This window comes from Tichowtungia aerotolerans, from assembly GCF_009905215.1.
GTDB classification, from domain to species: domain Bacteria; phylum Verrucomicrobiota; class Kiritimatiellia; order Kiritimatiellales; family Tichowtungiaceae; genus Tichowtungia; species Tichowtungia aerotolerans.
In genome coordinates, this window is record NZ_CP047593.1 from 97518 (window position 1) to 120928 (window position 23411).

General features: G+C 53.4%; 12 protein-coding genes. All 12 read right to left on the reverse strand.

Going from position 1 to position 23411, the window contains the following annotated elements; genetic code table 11:
• Nucleotides 1-368: 368 nt before the first annotated feature.
• Entirely contained in the window at nt 369-3290 is a 2922-nt protein-coding gene (locus tag GT409_RS00480) for an FAD-dependent oxidoreductase (RefSeq protein ID WP_160626019.1), read from the reverse strand.
• Between the two features lie 307 nt (nt 3291-3597).
• Complete coding sequence (locus GT409_RS00485; RefSeq protein ID WP_160626020.1) at nt 3598-6519, reverse strand: FAD-dependent oxidoreductase; 2922 nt, start codon at nt 6517-6519, stop codon at nt 3598-3600.
• Between the two features lie 194 nt (nt 6520-6713).
• The gene (locus tag GT409_RS00490; protein ID WP_160626021.1) at nt 6714-8168 is read right to left on the reverse strand and encodes a carbon starvation CstA family protein; all 1455 of its coding nucleotides are present in this window, start codon (nt 8166-8168) and stop codon (nt 6714-6716) included.
• A gap of 182 nt (nt 8169-8350) precedes the next feature.
• Nucleotides 8351-9079 carry an SGNH/GDSL hydrolase family protein gene (locus GT409_RS00495; protein WP_160626022.1) on the reverse strand — a complete coding sequence of 243 codons (729 nt, stop codon included), beginning with the start codon at nt 9077-9079 and terminating at the stop codon, nt 8351-8353.
• A 128-nt stretch (nt 9080-9207) separates the two neighbouring features.
• Nucleotides 9208-10029 carry a PEP-CTERM sorting domain-containing protein gene (locus GT409_RS00500; RefSeq protein ID WP_160626023.1) on the reverse strand — a complete coding sequence of 274 codons (822 nt, stop codon included), beginning with the start codon at nt 10027-10029 and terminating at the stop codon, nt 9208-9210.
• Nucleotides 10030-10089: 60 nt separating this feature from the next.
• Entirely contained in the window at nt 10090-11766 is a 1677-nt protein-coding gene (locus GT409_RS00505; RefSeq protein WP_160626024.1) for a hypothetical protein, read from the reverse strand.
• Nucleotides 11767-12061: 295 nt separating this feature from the next.
• Nucleotides 12062-14329, reverse strand: a complete 2268-nt coding sequence (locus GT409_RS00510) for a right-handed parallel beta-helix repeat-containing protein (RefSeq protein WP_160626025.1) — start codon at nt 14327-14329, stop codon at nt 12062-12064.
• Between the two features lie 259 nt (nt 14330-14588).
• A complete protein-coding gene (locus tag GT409_RS00515) occupies nt 14589-15371 on the reverse strand; it encodes a response regulator transcription factor (RefSeq protein ID WP_160626026.1) in 783 nt (260 codons plus the stop codon).
• A 21-nt stretch (nt 15372-15392) separates the two neighbouring features.
• Entirely contained in the window at nt 15393-18287 is a 2895-nt protein-coding gene (locus GT409_RS00520; protein WP_160626027.1) for a sensor histidine kinase, read from the reverse strand.
• Between the two features lie 227 nt (nt 18288-18514).
• The gene (locus tag GT409_RS00525; RefSeq protein ID WP_160626028.1) at nt 18515-20260 is read right to left on the reverse strand and encodes a right-handed parallel beta-helix repeat-containing protein; all 1746 of its coding nucleotides are present in this window, start codon (nt 20258-20260) and stop codon (nt 18515-18517) included.
• Nucleotides 20261-20353: 93 nt separating this feature from the next.
• Nucleotides 20354-21841, reverse strand: a complete 1488-nt coding sequence (locus GT409_RS00530) for a sulfatase family protein (RefSeq protein ID WP_160626029.1) — start codon at nt 21839-21841, stop codon at nt 20354-20356.
• A gap of 62 nt (nt 21842-21903) precedes the next feature.
• The gene (locus GT409_RS00535) at nt 21904-23370 is read right to left on the reverse strand and encodes an MFS transporter (RefSeq protein ID WP_160626030.1); all 1467 of its coding nucleotides are present in this window, start codon (nt 23368-23370) and stop codon (nt 21904-21906) included.
• Nucleotides 23371-23411: the final 41 nt, after the last annotated feature.

Consider the following 23411-nt stretch of genomic DNA (forward strand, 5'->3'; position numbering starts at 1 on the left):
CGAAGCACAAACCGTACTTGGTTGATTATAAACCCAGAGCTGTAGAGAAATCGATTCCGACATCATCACTGCAATCCAATCCAAAGCGGATTTTACAAAACCACATAAGACTCATTCCGCAAGAAGGAGTCCAATTACCCGCAATCGGTAATTATCAATTCACATGAATCATCACGGCTCCGTGGCAGACTACGGAATGAATATCGACGCCGGGACCGACCAACCCTACCTTGTCTTCTGGGTACAGTAACCTCCTTTACTTACTCCAACTGCAGCTTAGCAATAGAAGATCACTCCCGTTCTTGTTTTTGTAAAAACGACCCAGAAACATTTACAGTCCAAGGCCTCAGCAATTAAAAAATCTCAGCTTACACTTCAAAGAAAGGTGCGGCGTCTGGATAGACACGCAGCTCGATCACGCGAGCAGTTTTCCCTCCGTGGGTCGCATTCACCGTCAGCCGCACCTTGTCAGCAACGACCGGTTTAAATGAATGACGCCGGAAACGCTGAAAATTATCATTCACACGAGCGACGCTTTGCCACTGCCCGTTCACCCGGCATTCGAGCGTATAATCGCGCACACACTCCTTCGGAAGCCGATTATAGCGCTGGGCCGGCATGGAAAGCGTCAGGTCGGTGTCAAATACACACTGGACGGCCCCAACCTTTGATGGGTTTTCAAGCACCAACTCGATACTTTGCGGCAGAGCCTGTTTCGGATCGGATTCCCATGTATTGGTTTTCCCGTCAAGAGTCGGACGCGCGATGCCGTTGATGACATTGTCCGCAGCCCACAGCTCTTCGATCCCGACATTAGGACTGAAGCGTGCATGCATACTGCTCCCGTCCACTTTTTCCCATTCACTCGCCCCGTTATAGATACGAAAACTGCCTGCGCGCCCGACATCCCCTGACCGCCACTGGACATCAACGGTTCGGTCCAGAACAACCCACGCATAAGAGGAATTCAGCACGGTCTTAACCGGAATCTCCACCCATCCAGCTGTTCCGGCTGGAATGGAATGACTTACGGTAGCCACATTACGTACGGAAGAAAGATCTCCTTCGGCATTGGCTTCACGAAGATGCATCGTAATCGTTCCACCGCGCTTCGCTTCGAGATAGAGCTGGATGGATTCAAGTTTTTCTCCAGCTTCCCAGGCAAAAAACTCGCCGCGTTCCACACTCAGAGGCAGCCAGCGATCGTTTTCTGTGTTCACTTCGGACATCAACTCGCGGGTGCTGCTTGCTCTCACATGGGCGGTGCGCGCCAGGTCCGCGGGATCCCGGTTCAAAATTCCCGGCACATACTGGTCATTCTTCAACAAGAGTTGCTGCAGTTCGGTCATATGCTTCTGGTAAACCCCGCGCGGCGTGGTGCCCCGGTAGAGCGCCAGCGCGGCGGCGGTACCGGCCGCCTGACCGGTCGCAGCGCAGGACGCTTCGATACGCACCGTACCGAGAGCCAGGTGGGTAACACTGGCACAGCGGCCCGCCATCAGCAGATTCTCGATATTACGCGAATAAAGGCTCCGGTAGGGAATCTGTCCGATCGGAATGTGCGTATCTATCGTAAACGGGCCTTCGGTGGAAAGAATTCCCCTGTGATGATGCACATCCAGTGTCCAGCCGGTATGGGCGATCACATCGTCGAACTCTCGGTTTTCAATGGCGTCGTTTGCGGTGAGCACCAGATCTCCCATCAGGCGACGGCTCTCGCGCTTACCCGCCATAAAGGGGATATACTCCAGGCTGTAATTTGCCAGACGTTTGCGCTCGGACCAGTGGTTCTTAAAATAGTCCCACATCGTATAGTTCACCCGAAACAGTTCATCACGGGCAAACTCGGGATCCCAAAGATCATCAACAATTCCGGGATGTTCATACCACCAGGTTCCACCCAATGCCCACGATGTCAGACGCTTGCGTTGACTTTCTTCAGAACCGCCGACGACACGGCCGAACAGCCATCCCTCCGGGAGATCGTACAGCCACGGCGGCGGTGTATAAGTCTGCGGCGTGCTGTGTTCCGCACACTTATGAGAAAAGCACCTGCTCATATCCCGACTGCTGCCCCGCAAACAGGCACTCATGGTATTCCCGTCGGCCACGGTCGGCGCACCATCCTCTTTATACTCGCTGTAGGCTTCGCGACCGACGCGCTCATCGGCACCGGCGTGATGGCCGAGCCACGCATCGCCGGAGCAATCGATAAACATTTTTCCGGCAAGCGATTTGCGCTCCCCCGTCAAGGTGTCAACGAGGATCACCTCAGTAATGCGATCGCCCTCTTTCTTTACGCCTTCGAGCCACCAGTTTTCGTGCAGCTCCAGCAGAGGTTCTTCCTCGACAAGGGTTTTAAAGGGGCGGCTCATCAGAATACACAACTTCTGCCTGGTCAGCTGGTCTTCGGTCATTCTGTGGAGCTCGAGCCGTCCAGCCTCCTCGATAATGCCGGTTTCACGCACCGGCTTGCCGGGATGCTTCCTGGCCGCACCTTGCACCGGCACGCCGATTTCGTTACTGGCATTCCCTCCCAGCACGGGACGGCTGGAAACCAGTGCCGTTTTCGCCCCCATGCGTGCGGCGGCAATCGCCGCCGGAACGCCGGCCGGTCCGGCACCGACCACAATCGTATCATATCGTCCGCCCCGTTTAATGGTATTCGTTACCCCGGTCAACCGGGCGCGCTCATTGGTAAAGGCATTCACATCCACTGGAGGCCGATAGTTGAGGTCGCGCGTCAGAAGAATGGAAGAACAGCGGCCGAACTGACCGGTTTTGTCCTGCAGAGCCAGCAGGGCGGAACCCGCCAGCTCATACACCCCGCCATCCTGCCAAACCCAGCCTTTCTCCTGCTGCGCTCCGAATGTACATCCTGAATCCCTCCCGTTGACTGCGATCCCGAATGTGCCGGGGGCATGTTCCGGGATCCAGTTGCGCGAGCGCACCCACAGGCGATATTTCCCGGGTTTTACCGCCTTTAGCTTCAACGTTGCATCCGTCACCGTTTTACTGGTGCCATGCGCAATGAGATAAGAGGATCCCATGAAGCCGACATGCTGGGTGTCCAGGGCCCACCCTCCATAATGCTGAAAATCGGCCGCATCCGCCCACAAAAAGCCGGGAATCACCTCCAGGACATTGCGCGGCTTTTTACGAAACGGTATCGAGTGATTGAACTCGCCACCCTGAATTTCTGACGGATCGAACGAAACCGCCCATCCCGATCCCGCCAGACAAGTCAGCCCCAATGTTCCCGTTTTTACAAAATCACGTCTATTTAACATGCAACACATCCTCTTCTATAAATTAAATTTTAATATAGCAAATAACCGGAAAACCGCCCGACCATCTGGTTCTAAATTCTGACCATGTAACTATCAATTCAAATGAATCATCACGGCTCCGCGGCAGACTACGGAATGAATATCGACGCCGGGACCGACCAACCCTACCTTGTCTTCTGGGTATAGTGATCTCCTTTACTTACTCCATCGGCAGCTTAGCAATAGAAGATCACTCCCGTTCTTGTTTTTGTAAAAGCGACCCAGAAACATTTACAGTCCAAGGCCTCAGCAATTAAAAAATCTCAGCTTACACTTCAAAGAAAGGTGCGGCGTCTGGATAGACACGCAGCTCGATCACGCGAGCAGTTTTCCCTCCGTGGGTCGCATTCACCGTCAGCCGCACCTTGTCCGCAACAACCGGTTTAAATGAATGACGCCGGAAACGCTGAAAATTATCACTCACACGAGCGACGCTTTGCCACTGCCCGTTCACCCGGCACTCGAGCGTATAATCGCGCACACACTCCTTCGGAAGCCGATTATAGCGCTGCATCGGCATGGAAACCGTCAGGTCGGTGTCAAATACACACTGGACGGCCCCAACCTTTGATGGGTTTTCAAGCACCAACTCGATACTTTGCGGCAGAGCCTGTTTCGGATCGGATTCCCATGTGTTGGTTTTCCCGTCAAGTGTCGGACGCGCGATGCCGTTGATGACATTGTCCGCAGCCCACAGCTCTTCGATCCCGACATTGGGACTGAAGCGGGCATGCATACTGCTCCCGTCCACTTTTTCCCATTTACTCGCCCCGTTGTAGATACGAAAACTGCCTGCGCGCCCGACATCCCCTGACCGCCACTGGACATCAACGGTTCGGTCCAGAACAACCCACGCATAAGAGGAATTCAGCACGGTCTTAACCGGAATCTCCACCCATCCAGCTGTTCCGGCTGGAATGGAATGACTTACGGTAGCCACATTACGTACGGAAGAAAGATCTCCTTCGGCATTGGCTTCACGAAGATGCATAGTAATCGTTCCACCGCGCTTCGCTTCGAGATAGAGCTGGATGGATTCCAGTTTTTCTCCAGCTTCCCAGGCAAAAAACTCGCCGCGTTCCACACTCAGAGGCAGCCAGCGATCGTTTTCTGTGTTCACTTCGGACATCAACTCGCGGGTGCTGCTTGCTCTCACATGGGCGGTGCGCGCCAGGTCCGCAGGATCCCGGTTCAAAATTCCCGGCACATACTGGTCATTCTTCAACAAGAGTTGCTGCAGTTCGGTCATATGCTTCTGGTAAACCCCGCGCGGCGTGGTGCCCCGGTAGAGCGCCAGCGCGGCGGCGGTACCGGCCGCCTGACCGGTCGCAGCGCAGGACGCTTCGATACGCACCGTACCGAGAGCCAGGTGGGTAACACTGGCACAGCGGCCCGCCATCAGCAGATTCTCGATATTACGCGAATAAAGGCTCCGGTAGGGAATCTGTCCGATCGGAATGTGCGTATCGATCGTAAACAGGCCTTCGGTGGAAAGAATTCCCCTGTGATGATGCACATCCAGTGTCCAGCCGGTATGGGCGATCGCATCGTCGAACTGTCGGTTTTCAATGGCGTCGTTTGCGGTGAGCACCAGATCTCCCATCAGGCGACGGCTCTCGCGCTTACCCGCCATAAAGGGGATATACTCCAGGCTGTAATTTGCCAGGCGTTTGCGCTCGGACCAGTGGTTCTTAAAATAGTCCCACAGCGTATAGTTCACCCGAAACAGTTCATCACGGGCAAACTCGGGATCCCAAAGATCATCGACAATTCCGGGATGTTCATACCACCAGGTTCCACCCAATGCCCACGATGTCAGACGCTTGCGTTGACTTTCTTCAGAACCGCCGACGACACGGCCGAACAGCCATCCCTCCGGGAGATCGTACAGCCACGGCGGCGGTGTATAAGTCTGCGGCGTGCTGTGTTCCGCACACTTATGAAAAAAGCACCTGTTCATATCCCGACTACCGCCCCGCAAACAGGCACTCATGGTATTCCCGTCGGCCACGGTCGGCGCACCATCCTCTTTATACTCGCTGTAGGCTTCGCGACCGACGCGCTCATCGGCACCGGCGTGATGACCGAGCCACGCATCGCCGGTGCAATCGATAAACATTTTTCCGGCAAGCGATTTGCGCTCTCCCGTCAAGGTGTCAACGAGGATCACCTCAGTAATGCGATCGCCCTCTTTCTTTACGCCTTCGAGCCACCAGTTTTCGTGCAGCTCCAGCAGAGGTTCTTCCTCGACAAGGGTTTTAAAGGGGCGGCTCATCAGAATACACAACTTCTGCCTGGTCAGCTGGTCTTCGGTCATTCTGTGGAGCTCGAGCCGTCCAGCCTCCTCGATAATGCCGGTTTCACGCACCGGCTTGCCGGAATGTTTCCTGGCCGCACCTTGCACCGGCACGCCGATTTCGGCACTGGCATTCCCTCCCAGCACGGGACGGCTGGAAACCAGTGCCGTTTTCGCCCCCATGCGTGCGGCGGCAATCGCCGCCGGAACGCCGGCCGGTCCGGCACCGACCACAATCGTATCATATCGTCCGCCCCGTTTAATGGCATTCGTTACCCCGGTCAACCGGGCGCGCTCATTGGTAAAGGCATTCACATCCACTGGAGGCCGATAGTTGAGGTCGCGCGTCAGAAGAATGGAAGAACAGCGGCCGAACTGACCGGTTTTGTCCTGCAGAGCCAGCAGGGCGGAACCCGCCAGCTCATATACCCCGCCATCCTGCCAAACCCAGCCTTTCTCCTGCTGCGCTCCGAATGTACATCCTGAATCCCTCCCGTTGACTGCGATCCCGAATGTGCCGGGGGCATGTTCCGGGATCCAGTTGCGCGAGCGCACCCACAGGCGATATTTCCCGGGTTTTACCGCCTTTAGCTTCAACGTTGCATCCGTCACCGTTTTACTGGTGCCATGCGCAATGAGATAAGAGGATCCCATGAAGCCGACATGCTGGGTGTCCAGGGCCCACCCTCCATAATGCTGAAAATCGGCCGCATCCGCCCACAAAAAGCCGGGAATCACCTCCAGGACATTGCGCGGCTTTTTACGAAACGGTATCGAGTGATTGAACTCGCCACCCTGAATTTCTGACGGATCGAACGAAACCGCCCATCCCGATCCCGCCAGACAAGTCAGCCCCAATGTTCCCGTTTTTACAAAATCACGTCTATTTAACATGCAACACATCCTCTTCTATAAATTAAATTTTAATATAGCAAATAACCGGAAAACCGCCCGACCATCTGGTTCTAAATTCTGATCATGGAGTCCAACAAAAAGAAAACTCACTCGATTTCCCATCCTTCAAAACTTTTCAAACCAGATGCTCCAACGTTTTAAAACAGTACGCACATCCCGTGCGGGAACTTCACCTAACCATTGGATAATTTATCCTTAAATGTCCTGTTCCCCCAAAACAGGCCGAGAAACAAAACCGTCGTTAGAATTCCAACCGGATAGGCAATCACCGTTGAGAGCCTGAATCCTTCGGGAGCAATCAAAATATAAGTGGCGCAGGTTGCCGTCATAAAGGCCGCGGGAAGCAGCACAACCCAGAAGTTCTTCCGACACGTTTTCATGTAGATTGCCGCCGTCCACAGCACGAGAGCCGCAAGCAGCTGGTTGGAAAAACTGAAGTAGCGCCAAATCACTCCGAAATTGAGACGCGTGACGAGAAAGGCGACCGCGAAAAGCGGAATACTGATCATCAGGCGTTTGCGGACTGACTTTTGGCAGAGCCTGGTGAAATCGGCAATAATTAAACGCGCGCTGCGAAACGCAGTATCTCCCGAGGTGATTGGACAAACCACCACTCCGAGAATCGCCAGGATGCCTCCCGTTTTCCCAAGCCACGAGTTGCAGATTTCCTGAACGACCCAGGCGGCATTGTTTCCCTGCTCCGCCATCGTTTTGTTCAGCTCGCCAACACCGCCGAAAAAGCTCATCGCGGCTGCAGCCCAGATCAGTGCCACAACGCCTTCGGTAATCATTGCGCCATAGAAGATGCGACGCCCCTGCCTCTCGTTCGTCATGCAGCGTGCCATCAGCGGGGACTGGGTCGAATGGAACCCGGAGACCGCGCCACAGGCTATGGTGATGAAGAGCATCGGAAAGAGCGGATGCGACCCCGGCTCTGCGTGCATGTTTCGCAGGGAAGACAATGAGACCTCCGGAATTGGGGCCTTCATGCAGACCATGGCACCCAAAAGGCCGATGGCCATCACAAGAAGCACGGCACCGAAAACCGGATAGAACCTTCCGATGATCTTGTCGATCGGCAACATGGTGGCTGCGATGTAATAGACAAAAATCACCATCAGCCAAATATCCTCGGTTTTCAGAGCACCTGTAGAAACAAACTCGCCGGTCAGCCCGGCCAGAATTTTAGCCGGACCCAGAATAAAGACCACGCCGACAAGTAAGAGCAGGATCATCGAAAAGATGCGCATGAAGAATCTGAATCCACCGCCCATGTAATGTCCGACCACCTCGGGAATGCTGGCACCATTATGCCGTACAGACAACATGCCGGAAAAATAGTCGTGCACCGCCCCGGCAAAAATACAGCCGAGCACAATCCATAAAAAGGCCGCAGGACCGTACATCGCTCCCATGATCGCCCCGAAAATCGGTCCCAGCCCGGCAATATTCAGAAACTGCACCATGAAAATGCGCCACGCCGACATCGGAACAAAATCGACCCCGTCATCAAACTCGACTGCCGGCGTGGCTCGCGCCTCATCAATCCCAAACTGCTTTTCAACAAAAGAGCCATAGATAAAATAGCCACCAACCAGCGCGATCAGTGAAATAACAAAAGTCAGCATAAAAACTCCGCGGGAAACATTCCTTCACATTTTGGCCCGCCCCGACACAGGGCAAAAACTACGAGATCTAAAGTTCAGCACTACAAAAACGTGTTACCTCTGCTCTACTCTCAACCGGATAAACCGCTGCGCTTCTCCAACCCCGGGGAATGAAAGTGGAGCTCTGCGGAACCGAATGGACATCATCGAACGTTTTCAACGCTATCTACGGCAAGCCGAACGGTACCCCCACCCAATCCCTTAAGCACGCCGGGCAGTATCACCTCACGGCAGGCGGTCTTGTTCGGATGCACACCATCAGGAACATAAAGCCCGAACTCGCCAGGATGATCTGCAATCCAGTCATTCCAGACGGCGTTCAGATCAATGAGCTGAAGACCGTGGGACGCAGCAACATCGCGAACCATTTGGTAATAATCCGGAAGGTTCCCGCGGTAATACGGATGATCCGCCGTCCGTTCAGCAACCTCACCGCCGACCGGGTTCATGGTCAGCAGAATCACTTCAACATCCGGGTTGGCCTGCTGCAGCGCGGAAACCATGGAAAGCAGGTTTGCGCGCGCATTTTCAACCGAAATATTCCGGCTATGAATTGCATCATTCATCGAAAATTCAATGATCACCGTGTCGGGATTGCGGGGGATCACCCGCGATGCCAGGTTCGCCAGTCCCCAAACGGAATCCCGCCCGGATTTCGCGCAGTTCTCTGTATTGACCAGCTGCCCATAGCGCGCCTGCAGCACCTCCGTCAGCTGAACCGTCCATTTGCCGGCCTCCGTCAGGCTGGTTCCATAGTAGACCAGAGTTTGCGAATTCCCGGCCTCCAGATTCTGAATCAGGCGCGAGGGAGCCCCCGCTGCCGACACACAAATCAATCCGGCCAAGAACAAACTGATTCCAAAATTCTTCATCTTCATATTTTCCTTTATTCGCCTCCACCCGGACAGCAACTGACACGCCTTTTCCCGGAAGAGACATTCATAGTAAAATGCACGCAAACCGAACGGCTTGCGTGCACTCGATTATTTCAACCTTGAATTTAGTCCATAAACCGTCGACGGATAAACAATGCCCCGATTCCGGTAACGGCGAGCATACCGATGGTGGCCGGTTCCGGAATCACCATGCCGTTGACAGCACTGTCCCAGTCGGTGGCGACTCGCAGTTCATCGATGCGGAGACCACCGGTACCGGAGCCCCGGTTTGCATACAAACGAAGTTCCGAAAAAGTAACCCCAGAGCCGAGGGCATCGGTCACCTGCCAGCTGACCGGTTCAGCCGCTAACGTGCTGTTCTTCCCATCCGCGGCGATCAGTGAGGCGGAGATGCCGGCGGCATCCCGCTTCATGACCAGTAAATAGGTGGTATCATCCGCAACAGCATCGGCGGCGATGTCGCCCGTAAGATATCCGGCGGAGTTTCCATCAGCAAACAGATCGCCATTGGAAAACCCGACATTGGCACGCATATTCACGCCGGAATAGAATTCAGCGCGCATATCCGCGTTGGCGGCACTCCCGCCATACGTCCGCACCAGCGCGGAAAAATAGAGGGTTTGAGACGCAAGACTGACCCCTGTGGATAATGTGCGCACCCCCGCCTTGCTTGTTTCCGACCAAATGTGATCGCTGCCGTCTGTGATCAAATCCGGAGACTGTCCAAAATAAAGACTCTTTTCGGTACCGCTTGCTGAGAACGAATCAACGGTCCCCACCGCCCCCCAGCCGCCGGACCAGCCGGTGCCGCCGTTCTGGCCGGAAATCGTCCCGCTGTAGTCAAAGTTTTCGTACGCAATGAGCACGGCCTGTGCCGATCCTGCTGCCAGAATGGAAACCGTGGTTATAATCAGCCATTTTTTCATGTCATTCTCCTTTTTCCTGAGGCGAAAGAGCTCAGCGCTCCTCCGCCGGATTGTTGTAGCTTAGTCCTTTTCGATCAATCTGAAGAAGCGAGCCGGATCAGTACACGGAACATTGGTCACACTGTTGACTCCGCTCGCGTCGGCCGGAATATTTGTATTGCCTTCGTAAGCACTCCAATCTCCGGATGATAACCCAATACATGATTCAATGTCGTAAAGCTTGCCGAGGCGGTTGGTCCACGAGAAATCCAATAGGCCCGCGTTAACGCTCATCTGAATCCGAAGCACATCGGCTGCGCCGTTGATGCCGCTTACAGCCCCGGCCCAGTCGGTGGCAATGCGCAACTCATCGATGCGGAGACCACCGGTGCCGTCGCCCCGGTTCGCATACAGACGAAGCGATGACAGATCGAGACTTGAGAGAGCGACCTGGGTCACCTGCCAACTGGCCGGTTCAGCCGCCAAGGTGCTGCTGTTCCCATCCGCAACGATCAACGAGGCGGAGATGCCATCGAGATCCCGCTTCATGACCAGCAGGTAGGTGGTATCATCAGCTACAGCATTCGTGGCGATATCGCCCGCCAGATACCCGCCGACATCTCCATCAACAAACAGGTCGCCATTGGAAAACCCGACATTGGCACGCATGTTCCCACCATCATAGAACTCGACGCGCATATCGGCGTTGGCGGCACTCCCGTCATACGTCCGCACCAGCGCGGTAAAATAGAGGGTCTGAGAGGCCAGATCGACCGGAAAGGAAAAACTGCGTTTACCGGCCTTGCTCGTTTCAGACCAGATATGGCTGCTGCCGTCTGTGATCAAATCCGGAGACTGTCCAAAATAAAGACTCTTTTCGGTACCGCTTGCTGAGAACGGGTCAACGGTCCCCACCGCCTCCCAGGCCGTTGACCAGCCGGTGCCGCCGTTCTGGTCGAAAATCGCCCCGCTGTAGTCGAAGTTTTCATACGCAATCAGCGTTGACCCTCCGACCACATCGTCGTAGGTGGTGCCGATCCGGATTTCGTCAATAATCTTGCTGTAACCATTCTCACCTGCAGTGACATCAAGATGACTCATCGCAACACCGCTGATAATACTGTTTGTCAGATCCCAGTTAACGGGTTCGGACAGAAAATCGCCGGGGTTGCTGACTTCAAAAACCTTCGTAACCAAAACACGCGTACCATCCTCAGTCGTGCGCCGAGCAACAACCATGTAGTCTGTTCCTGCAGTCAGCTGTACAAACTCTGCTGATAACTGTGTATCGGTTCTCCCCACTCTGAGCTTCCCGCTTGCATCAACATTCAAAGGCTGCCACCGGACATAGGTGCCGTTTCCCATTTGAATGGACATCGTGCCTCCGCCCCAGTTGATCAGACAGCTCATGTAACTGGTATCCGGCAGCGCAACATCAAACGCGCGGCGAGAGGCCCCCTCATAGGCTTCATTTATACGGCTTCCGCGTCCATACAGCCTCGTCGAAGAAGGGTACTCCTGAGTAACCGGACCGGGGGTTTCCAGACGAACGCCGATGCCGGTGTCCGGATCTCCGATCAACGCTTTCCACTCATTGGTCCCCCAGCCGGTGCCGCCGACGTAGTTGTTTGCGCCCCGCAAAAACTTAGTCGTATTGTTTACCGTTCCGTAATCGAATGATTCAGTTACCAATAAGGTTGCACTCGCTGAACCAACCGCCAGCCACAATACTGACAACGCAATTGTCCATTGTTTCATATGATTCTCCTCTTTTATTAACTATTCAGTACCTCAGAGCACAAAAAACACTTCTCCCAACATCCTTTTTTGATTATCCCTTCTGAAAGCAAAGATGCGTTAACCATGACGTTTAAAACCCTGACCTTTGCGTTGAAATCGAAAAGATTCCCCTCAAGTAACGCCGTTTTCAACGACAAACACTGGTCGGCTCAAGGCAACCGGAACGTATTGTCATAAAGCCGGAATGAGCAATTTGAGAATGGATTCAAAGGCATATGTACCCCCGCCCATTCCTTCAAACCCAGGCATCTTCTCACTCGACAACAACCTGGATAGAATCATAGATCAGCACCTCATTCGTCGCAGTAATATCAGGATCATAGACCGGCGCGGAAATGATGTTGTCATAGATTCCGATCTGACCCGAATACCCGACGGAAATCGCCGTGCGTTTCCAATCCAGGATACTGTTTCCAATAATGCGCCACTCGGTATTGTGAATCCCCGGCAGCGCATGAGCCAACTGCCCGTAGAGCGAAATGCCCGCGGGATGCTTCCTCGGCGTTAATTGAAATACATATTGTGGCGAAAAGTCGGCAATCGTGTTCCCCAGAACGATCACATTCCGACTGGCAAAACCGGACGTATTGTACTCGATATGACCGGTGATGGACTCGCCGGACAGACCTTCGATGCGGTTGTTTTGTATAACCGCATACTCGGACCCATTCAGCCAAACCCCATATCGTCGCGAGTTCTTCATCACATTCCCGGAAACATAAACTCCACGAGCATCCTTCTGATGACAGATGTCATCCCCGGCTCCCTCAAAAACGCAGTTTTCAATCCAGGGACCGGGCACCCATTCGGTTCCCGTGACACAATCACCATTGACACTTTTCAACCGTCCCGGCTTGATCAACACCTTCACATTCAGAAAATTGCATGCATTCAGATACCACCCTGAAGCGAAAAAATTTCCGCAGGAATAAGCCGTTATGTTTTTCAATGTGGTTTGTTTCGCCCGCCCCAGATTAAACAGCTGGTTGGAAAACCGGGGCAGGTCGACAAATCGGTCACTGATTTCAAAATGGCCGGTCGTATCCGCCTGCATACTGTATCGAAACGTGCTGCCGCTCAAATGTACCACATTTGTAAACCAGTAATGCAGCGAACTGTTTTCTTTATGTTTTCCAGGCACATTCGGATCCACCAAATGTCCCCAGCGCATTTCCTCACCGCCATCCACCCCGAGAAGAAAAACCGCATTCGTCGGGTGCGGGAATCCCGCATCAATCTGAACATCCACAGTTCGGGCGGTGTGGTCAACGGCAACCACAGAGCCTTGCGCGAAAGGCAGTACGGAATAGTCAACCGAATCCAGATTCTGAACGATGACATGATTGGCCGCATACAGCTTCATAAAACCTTTAAGCGGATCCTCCAGAAAAACGCTCGAACCGTTCCAGTCGATAACCGTGTAGTCCAACCCATCGATCTGGAAAACGCACTGACCGTTGCTTGCCGGCGCCTTGAATGTATATGTCCCTTGGGGAATGCTGAGCCGGACCGGATCAGAGGCAGTAGAAAGCGCTTTTGCATCGTACAGCGCCTGCTGAATTCCGCTGACACTGGTGTCGGTCACCTGAATGAGCTGCGTTGTATCGAGGGATCTAAGCGGTCGCGGCCGCGGCAGGTATTCCACCCGAACGTTGTCAAGGGAATGCCCGGCTGTTGCGGTATCTTCCTCAAACTCCACCGTGAACCAGCTCAAATCCGGCTCAACCAAGTTCACAACCGGAACCTCATCAAAAACCACAACACCACCGATGGATAGCGTCGCACTCTGCGTTAGCACATTGTACTCCATCATAATTTCACAGCGCCCCGGAGGCGCCACAGCAGAGCTCATCCGGTTCGACATCCCGCTTCCGCCAAACAGCGAAACGGCGCCGTTGCCCCGCACATTGAACCATGGGCCGGAATTCGTACTATCGTGCAATCCTCCCGAACGGGCAGCAAACCCCATGCCCAACCAGTAGTTATTATCCTGCGAAACATAATCCGCAGTAATTTTAACAATACCATACGGACTGATCGGCGGAAGCTCCACCGAAGCATACTGCAAGCTGGAGCTGCTCGTCAGCCTGCCGTCTTCAACCTGCAGAGACACCGAAGACTCCCACCCTCCTCTCTGAACATCCCGCTCAAGGATACTTCCGGTCACATCGCCGTTTCCGTCAAAATCATCGTTCACGAGAAGCAGTTCGTCCACCTGTCCCGATCGTACGCGGTAAAACCCGGAGCTTCCCACGGAAGAGCCTGCATGAACAAGCCTTCCGCCCGGTGATTGCAGATGATTGGTCGTCACTGGCCGCCAACTTGAACCCTGAAGTGTCGGCATGTGTTCGAGAACATAGGGTTCAGAAAGAGTGTTCGTACACCCTACCTCAACGGAAACAACCGAACGGTCTCCGGCCACATCGATGGACCCCATCAAACATCCGGCCCGCCCCGGACCGGTCGCCAAAAACAGCCATGCCAATACAGCGCAAAAAAAACGCTCTAAGTTCCTCTTCATGCAACACCTCCAATATTTCACACAACGCTCACAACCGATGTGTCCTAAAACATCACAAACTGACTCTCTATCAACACAGTGCTTGCGGCGGCACAAAACCGCCCCCGCCGATCAGGCCGCTGAAATAACCGACGTCATTGGGGCGCTATGAGATCAGTCCCAATTTTTCTATATATAGTTCTACCAGCTAACCCTAACAGCAGGAAAAGCGTTAGCCATGAGGTTTAAAATCCTGACCTCGGCGTTGAAATCGAGAAGTTCAGCGCTCCAAATGATTGTTCCGGTAATCGGAAGGCGAGCAGCCAAACTGCTTCTTAAAGGCACGACTGAAATGGGTGGGTTCGAGCCAGCCGACCCGCATGGCAATTTCAGACATGTTATCGGTGCTGCCGATCAGCAACTGCGCCGCACACTTGAGACGCAGCGTGCGGATAAATTCCTGCGGGGTCTGGCCGACGAGTCCCTTAAGCTTGAGATAAAGTGTGGAACGGCTCATATACATTGCTGAAGAAAAGGCCTCCACGTTGAAGTCCACATCATCCAAATGTTCCTCCACCACCCCGATGGCTCGCTGCAGCAGCCGTTCGTCACTTGAAACCACGGTGATCTCGGAAGGCTCCACGATCAGCTCATGACCGGAAAAGCGTTCACGCATTTGTTTCCGCGCCGCAAGCAGGTTGCGAATGCGGGCAGCGAGAATCGGCATATGAAACGGCTTGGAAACATAATCGTCCGCACCGGTTTCCAAACCTTCAAGCTGGTTTTCAACCGACCCGCGCGACGTAAGCATAATCACGGGAACATGACTGGTCAGCTCATCGCTTTTCAGGCGGCGACACAGCTCCAGTCCGTCCATTTCCGGCATCATGATGTCGGTAACAATCAGGTCCGGGGCTGTCTTCTCGACCATTCCAAGCGCCTCGCGCCCGTTCTCCGCCTCAAATACGCAGTACTCTTCTCCAAGCTCTTCCTGCAACACTTCGCGCACATCTTCGTCATCTTCGACGAGGAGGATAACCGGTTTTTCGTAGAGCTCGCTCATGCTTTTTCCTTTTTGGACGGATTAAACGGATTCGGTCGATCGTTCACAGCATTCTGGCTTTTTTGCAACAGAAAGCACAACAGTAAAACGGGTTCCCTTCCCTTCAGCCAGCGGGCTTTTGACATCAATCCGCCCGCCCCACAAATCGACCAGCTCTTTGACGAGTGCGAGGCCGATGCCCGAGCCCACAGCCTGAACCGGCCGCATTTCTTCGACGCGGTAAAACTGCTCAAAAATATGCGGCATCTCACTTGGCGGAATACCCACGCCGAAATCCTCAACCGTAATGACCGCATACAAATCCGACGGATTAGATGCGATAGATGTTCGTTGCCGGCGCTCTCTTTGCCCGGATTTCACAGAATAAGTGTTCGTCGACAGGGAACCTGCTGATGGATCTTCCTTTGTCAGGCGAACGGAAGCATTTACCTGACTGCCTCTGGGCGTATATTTAATTGCATTGGCCAGGAGATTGACCACGATCTTGTGCAGCTTGTCCGGATCGAACCATCCCGACTCATCACCTGCAGCCCGGCGGACCTCAAGATCAATCTGCTTTTGTTCAGCCAACGGTCGCAACGACTCGGCAATGTCAACCACCTGTTCCGCAACATTGCCCTGAATGCATTTCATTTTAAGCTGCCCATCCTGCAATGTGCGCAGGTCCAGCATCTGATCCGTCAGTATTTTGAGCCGGACGACATTGCGATGAATCTTGATAAGCGAGGCCTGAGACTCTTCTTCCCTGAAGCGCTTCATCAGCCGCTCGACGCGTGTAAGGATAACTGTCAGGGGGGTGCGCAGATCGTGGGAAATATGGGTAAAAAGCCGAATTTTCATCTGCTCCAGTTCAGCCAGCCGATGTTCCTGTTCCACCCGCAGTCGCATTTTATGCAGGCCGACCTGTCGCAACATCAGGGCCACAACGGAAACCAGCAACAACAATACGCCACTGACTTTCCATGCCCCTTGTTCAAAATGTTCCCATCGGGCCTGCAACCGGTCCATCAGCTTTAAAGCGAGATCCAGCCGCTTTGATAAATCCTGCCCACGCATCAGACCATCCAGCCAGATGGTCATTGGCAGAACTGTTGCTCCCCCGGCCTTGCCGTCGACCAGAAGCGACACCCCGGAGAATTCTGACCGAACCGCCGCAATGTCGACCTGAGGTTCGCGATGGTTGGCCACCACAATTTCTCCGAGGGCAAAGATGGGCCAGCCCTGATGCAGAGCAAACTGATCAAATGAAAACCGCAACCAACGCACGCTGCCGGAGTTGCCCGGCACCCGCACAATATTGTTACCCGGATTCGCCCTGCCCGTAATCCGGGAGGTATGAATCAAAACCGGAGTTCCGTTTTCCGACTCCCGGATAAACTCAACTGTCACATCGCCGGGAAACCCGAAACCCGGAATATAAATCCCCTCGGGCGGTCGGGCCGGAAAAAACAAAACATTATCGACCGGCCGGTTTTCAGCGAGATCAATCTCCATCTTCAGCGGCTCGCTCGGAAGCTCATGAAAAGAAGCATAACAATCATTTGCCGGTTCTGCATTCGGCATAAGCGGCAACCCCAGGCTGGTCTTCTGATCGCCGAGATATTCCGTACCCCAAAAAGGAGGTGATTCAAAGCTGCCGGCCGCTTCAATCCGGTCAATCTTAATGAAAGTGAAATCTGAACGCACAAAAACCTCATCAAGCGCAAAGAACTCCATCCCGGTTTCCACCTGGCCCTGATACACTTCCAGAACCAGCTTGGCCAGTGCGGTTTCAGAGCCGTATACCCGAACCGGACAACGTCCTGGATCGGGATAATCGCGTGTGCGCCAGTCTGCCAGAACTTTGTGCTCGCCATCAAAGTCCACACTGTAAATCCTAAACCGTTTCGGGAAACCGTATCCTGGCATACCTGATACACGGCGGTCGGCCGCCGGTACCAGATAGCATTCGCTGAATACGCCCGGTGCCGTTGTAATATTGAACTCGACCGTCCAACGCGGCTCATCCGGAACCGATTCCAACCTGGGCAAATACGAACTGTGAAACCCGTACGAATCGACCTGCAGAGACTCTTTAATGTGCGGAAAGCCAATCATCTCCTCCCGCAGGTTGGCAACCTCCCGGCGCAGGTCCCGCATCGTCCGATTAAGCTTATACAGCGGAACAGGTTCAAATAATGTTTGGGTTTGTGGTCCCTCATCGAACAGATCCTCAACCGAAACGGATGCGTCATCGAATACTTTCACGTTGGCCACTTCCATCCGGTAACCAAAATGGGCATTGCGATTTACGCCCAGAATAATTTTCTCGAGACTCAAATCGAAATCGTCACCGCTCAGCAGCGGTTTTCCAGGCACCCCGTCGACTGGCGAAAGGAAAAGCTCCGTATGCGCCGAAGCCCCGCATCCACGCTTACGGATGAGCACGTGCTGCCACACATCCGGCTGAAAAACGAAATCGCTTTCCAGCCCCTTGTCCTGAAACACCTGCAGATGGAGCGCCCCACCGTTCTCGCGATTGCTGTAGAGCCCCCAATCCAGCTTCCCCGGAGGGAAATTCTTACTGAAATGCACATCTCTGTTGGAGGCAAACAGCCCATTATACAAACTTCCCTGGCTGACCTGGCCGGTGCGAAACCAGAATGACACGGTAAAGGCTTCCAACTCTCCGGGGCCATCGGTTTCCAGCCATCCGTTCAGGTTAGAACCACCGTCAAAAACCGCCGTACCTTCCAGCGTATTCAAAGTGACCAGAGCCAGACAATGCGGATCAGACTTCATCTGCCGCAGCTCGTATTCCCGCCCCACCTCGTTGTCGAGCAGGTCCCCGTCCGAAAAGTCATAATGCGCAATCAAACCTGCGTCACTGACACCGAACAGCATCAGCATCAAAACAATTCGCAATGCGACTGACATCCTCTTTTTCCGACCTTTGAAAACGTTCCCCCGGCTCTTTCAAATCCTGTAATTTATGAGGCAAACAACATGACAATTATCCAGGCATGCTATCACAATACCGCTGCTTAAGCAAATCAGGATAATTCATGCTGTTTCCGTAAAAAACAGCCCATCCATGAGTAGCAGTCTCCGCAAAGTATCCGCGGGAGACTTCACTTCGCCGCATCATCGCTTTGAAAGAATGTTCATTCCTCCTTCAGCCCGACAACATGACGGACGGAAACAGGATTCCTCAGCGGATCGCCGGCTTCGTTTTTAAAGGTGTTGTTGCGCAACGTAACATCTTCAACATTGCGGATATGAATCGGCGATTCCACCCGGCTGATAAACGTGTTGCCTTCGATCACGATATTTTTCATGAGCGGAAGCGGCTCTGTAGCCGTTTTTGAGACCAGCTTAATCGCTTCGCGGTGCATGTTGGAAAAGCTGTTGTTGCGGATGACCACATTCTGCGAAAACGGCCCTTCATAAAAATTGCCCATTTCGTTGGACAGATAGATTCCCTCGGCAGCGAGGTTGCAGACGGTGTTGCCTTCGATCCGTCCGTCGTAGCCTCGAGTGCGCATGGCATCGCGCCGCTGCTTGTCAAACGTGTTGTTGCGCACGATAAAGCCGCGGCTGACGGCATTCAGGTTGTAGAACTGCGTAGAATTTTTATCGACCTGCGCGCGCACCTGACCGGTGACGATGCCTTCGATCGGTTGATCGAGAGTGATGATTTCGGGATGCTCATCGTTCATCTCCACCACGGTGTATGGCCCCTTCACATCGCCGGTCGGCGGGAAGTAGGCTAGAAACTGGTCCCCCTCGCGCACCGCGCAGATATCGCGGTGCCAAGTGAGCAGTCCGCGCCAGTTGCAAAAGCGGAACTGCCGGTCGGACAGCACTTCTGCGGCCATGATTGTATCAGAGGCGATATTAATACTGTCATCGAGCATGCCTTCGAAATAGCAGTTTTCGATAAGCGGTCCAATGCGGTTGTCCTTGCAGTGCATGCCGTCGCGCCAATTAGTGACGACACGATCGTCGAAGCCGGGGCGGTGACGCACCTGGAAGCGGTCAAAAGTAATCCGGCCGGTATTGAATTCGACCCGGCTGGTCATGGCGCTGCGCCCACTGTACATAGTGACATTTTCAATTTCGCAATCGGAACTCTGGCTGACGATGATGTTGGCGGCAGCATCGTAGGAGACATGCATCCCCAAACCTTTCAGCCGTTCGACCGGGTTCCAGTAGAGCGGCTGGAAATAGACATCACCTTTGCGAAAATCCGCAATGTGTTTGTAATAATCCGGCTTGGCAAACATGCGGACCGTGCGGTCTCCAATCTTTTCAAAGCGCTCCGTGAAAACATGGTCGATCATCTCCGGACGAATGCGGCGCTCCTGCGGATCGAGCACAGCCCCCCATGGCCAGAAGGGGCGCACTTCGCCCAATTCCTCGTCGGACGGCATGTCGCAGTAACCATCCATCAACTCGATATCAAACCAGCCCTCTTCCGAATTCGCAGCAATGATTTTCCCCTGTGTGTAGGAAAGCGGATCGTTTTCCAACAGAAGGTTTTTCACCGTCACCCCCTCGCAGCGACGAATGCGAATGTAGGCCTGCTTCGGATCGACCAGTAACATAGAACCGTGCCCGTCAATCGTCACGTCCTCCAATTCCTGCAGATCGATCTGATAGACGCTGTCGTCGCGCACGCCCAGTTTGTATATTTTTCCCGGCTCAAAATGCAGGGAGGCTCCCGCCCCGGCTTCGGACAACGCATCCAGTGCCTGCACCAGCGCAGCGATGTCATCGGTGTTACCATCTCCCACCGCTCCAAAGTCGGCCAGCTTCAAGGCCTTGCGTCCATCCCCATGTATTGAGCTGCAGCCCACCAGCAGTGCTGCGGCGGTCATCATCGGTAAAATACTTTTAACCTCTATCATTCAATCATCCTTTCAACATCGCCTCTCGGACAAAGAACTCAGGGCACACGGTTTTCAGTCTGCGTCTTGATGTGCCTGCGAAAAAACTGTCGTTCACTCAAACCCCAAGTACTTCTTCAGATCGCCGTAGGGTTTTCCAGAAACCCACCTGCGGATTTCCATTCCCTTGTTCCAATGCGGCAACAACAGATCCTGCACCTTCAACGTTTCGTTAAAGAGCTCAAGATCCCCCGTTGTACGCGGATCACCGGTCTTGCGGCCATATTCATCCATCCGGGTTTTCAGACGTTCCTTAACCGACGCGTATTCAGGATTATCGATCAGATTGTTATATTCCCACATATCGTTCTGCAGGTCGTAGAGTTCTACGATCTGCTCCGAACGGTTTGCGTTCGGATACTTGACGATATATTCATAGCGCTTGTCGCGGATCGTCCGGGTCGTGCGCGGATGCGTATGCCATTCGCTGCCAGTCATCACGAAATCGCGTTCAGGATCAATGCTGCCCGATTGATCGGAAAGCACCATATCAAGAAAACTCTTGCCGGTCATGAACGGTGGAACCGCCACCCCGGCCGCCTGAAGGAACGTCGGGGCGATATCAATGGATTTGACGAAGTCGTCAATCACGCGCCCGGGCGGCACCGTGCCTTTCCACATCAGAGCCATCGGCACCCGGGTGCCCGCATCGTACGGGGTGTTCTTTCCCTTCATCCTGAGAGGATCCAAATCGGTACCATTGCGCATGGCGGCCTCTTCAAGCACCCCTCCCGGATCGCTGTCGGACCCGTTGTCGCCGATATAAAGAACAATGGTGTTTTCAAGCAACCCCTGTTGTTCAAGAGAAGCCAGCATTTGTCCTACCTGGCGGTCGGCATGCAGGATTTCATAGTAAAAACCGAAAGGTTGAATATGGGGGTTGTTGCCCGGATCCTGGTTGATCCTGTGGGCATCAACATTGAATTCATCTTTGAGCAGCTTTTCCGCCTCCTGCTGCGTCGGCCATTTGGCGTGCGGCTCATTGATTCCCGCCCAGAAAACAAAAGGTTTTTCAACATCGCGCTCAGCAAGAAATGCGGCAAAATTACCGGGCACGTCGTAACGGTCAAGATAGTCGCGTTTTTCATAATCCTTGATTGTCACATCATAATAGCCCTTGCCGGCCATCCCGCTCTGCCCTTCCTTCGGATAAAGACCCGGCCCCCAGCGTTTGCCGGTGAAAGCCGGCTGATATCCATTGTTTTCCAAAATCTCCATCATGGATGTAAACTTTTTCGGAAGGTAGGAAAGCATAAACGCGCCCTGCTCCAACTCCCAAAGATTGCGGCCCGTGAGTATCGAAGCGCGTGAAGGACCGCAGGACGGAGCACTGACATAACCGTGCGTAAAGAGCACTCCCTCTTCGGCCAGACGATTGAAGTGCGGCGTCTTCAGATTGGAATGTCCGTAGATGTCATGTTCAAACCAGCTCTCGTCATCGGTAACAATCAGCAGCAGGTTGGGTCGCGTCATCTTTTTTTCAGCAAAGACGGAGCCCGCCAACAGTAACGCCGTGACACAGCGAAATAATATATTTTTCATAACGATCCTTTCTGAATTATCTCCAAGGTTTGAAAACGTTTTAAAACCGCGGAACATTGAATTTATGCCTGTTCCTGTCCGTATTCTGCACGCAAATCATTCATCGTTTGGTGGGTGATCGGATATTTCCGCAACACGAAAAAGGACAGAACCATGAGGAACGGACCCACGATAAAGGTCATCAATGCAAGTTTATCGAGCGTATCGGAAGTCTGGGTCGCTGCACCGGAAACATAACCGACGCTTTTGAGGATATACCCGGTCACAAACATGCCCAATGCGGAAGCCGCCTTGAGGAAAAAGGAAAAACCGGCGGCGTAGCGACCTTCCGTCACCTCGCCGGTCTTCAGCTTTTTCACCAGCGAAAGATCGGCAATCATAGAAGTGGCCAGCGGAACAATAATCCCGCAGCCGCTCCACCACAGCGTTTGAAACAGACCGAAAACCACGCTTGAAAGGTGAAAGGCCTCGTCCTTAATCTCGAACAGTGGAACAGATTTCGGCGCCATCAGTCCGCCGGTAAAAATGGCCAGCAGTGCCAGGCAGCCGAACGACCCAATGATCATGGCCAGATAGCCGGTCTTTTTTTTGTCCAGCCGCTTCACCAGCCCGCCCAGGAAAAAGGATCCCGTCATAAAGCCGAGCATGCCGCCGACATGCACAAAAGTTTTTTCATACGCAGAAAACTGCATGTATTCCACATACGTGAACATCTGCACTTGCGAAACCACCATCATGGAAAACTGGGCCAGCCCGAAAAAGCCGAACACAAACCAAACCAATTTATCGGAATAGACATCCTTCAGGTCATGAATAAACGCTTTCGTATGGTCCCCCATCGACTGGTTATCTTTTTTGACCAGCCCCTTTTCGGCAAACTTATAGGTGGCAAAAACACAAAGAAGGATCAGAAAAAGCGCACCGCCGGCGAGAACCCCGCCCATGTTAAGAAAATTCTCATGGATTTTGGTGCCGTCCAAAACCGATCCGTCTGCCGTCACCCGGTTAGGGAAAAACAAGATCCAGCCGAATCCGCCGAATACGATATTGACGATCATATTAAACCCGTAACGGACCCCCTGAAGCCGCGCACGGTCGTCATCGGTCCTGCACATCTCAAACCCGAGTGCGGTATGAGGAACCACAAAGACCGTAAAGGCCGTTTTAATCAGGATATTCAGTAGCAACAGATACCAAAAAAGCTTCTTTTCGCCATGAAACGTTTCCGGGATAAACCAAAGGAAGAGAAACAGAACGGCAAGAACCAGTCCGCCAATCAGCATATAGGGATGGCGGCGGCCGAACCGACTGGTGGTGCGGTCGGAGATGGTGCCCATCAATGGATCGGTAACAGCATCATAAACCGTTACAATCCCGAAAACAGTTCCGGCCAACTCCGGACTCATTCCCATGATCTGAGTATAGAACAACATCGCAAAATTACCGATGCCGTTCATGGTGATCGAGGTCGCCCCTTCCCCGGAAGCATAGCCCCATAAGTCATGCAGTTTCAGCTTCTTCAGTGTCATATATTTTCTCCAATAAGCAGCGCGGGCATTGCAGTATTTTC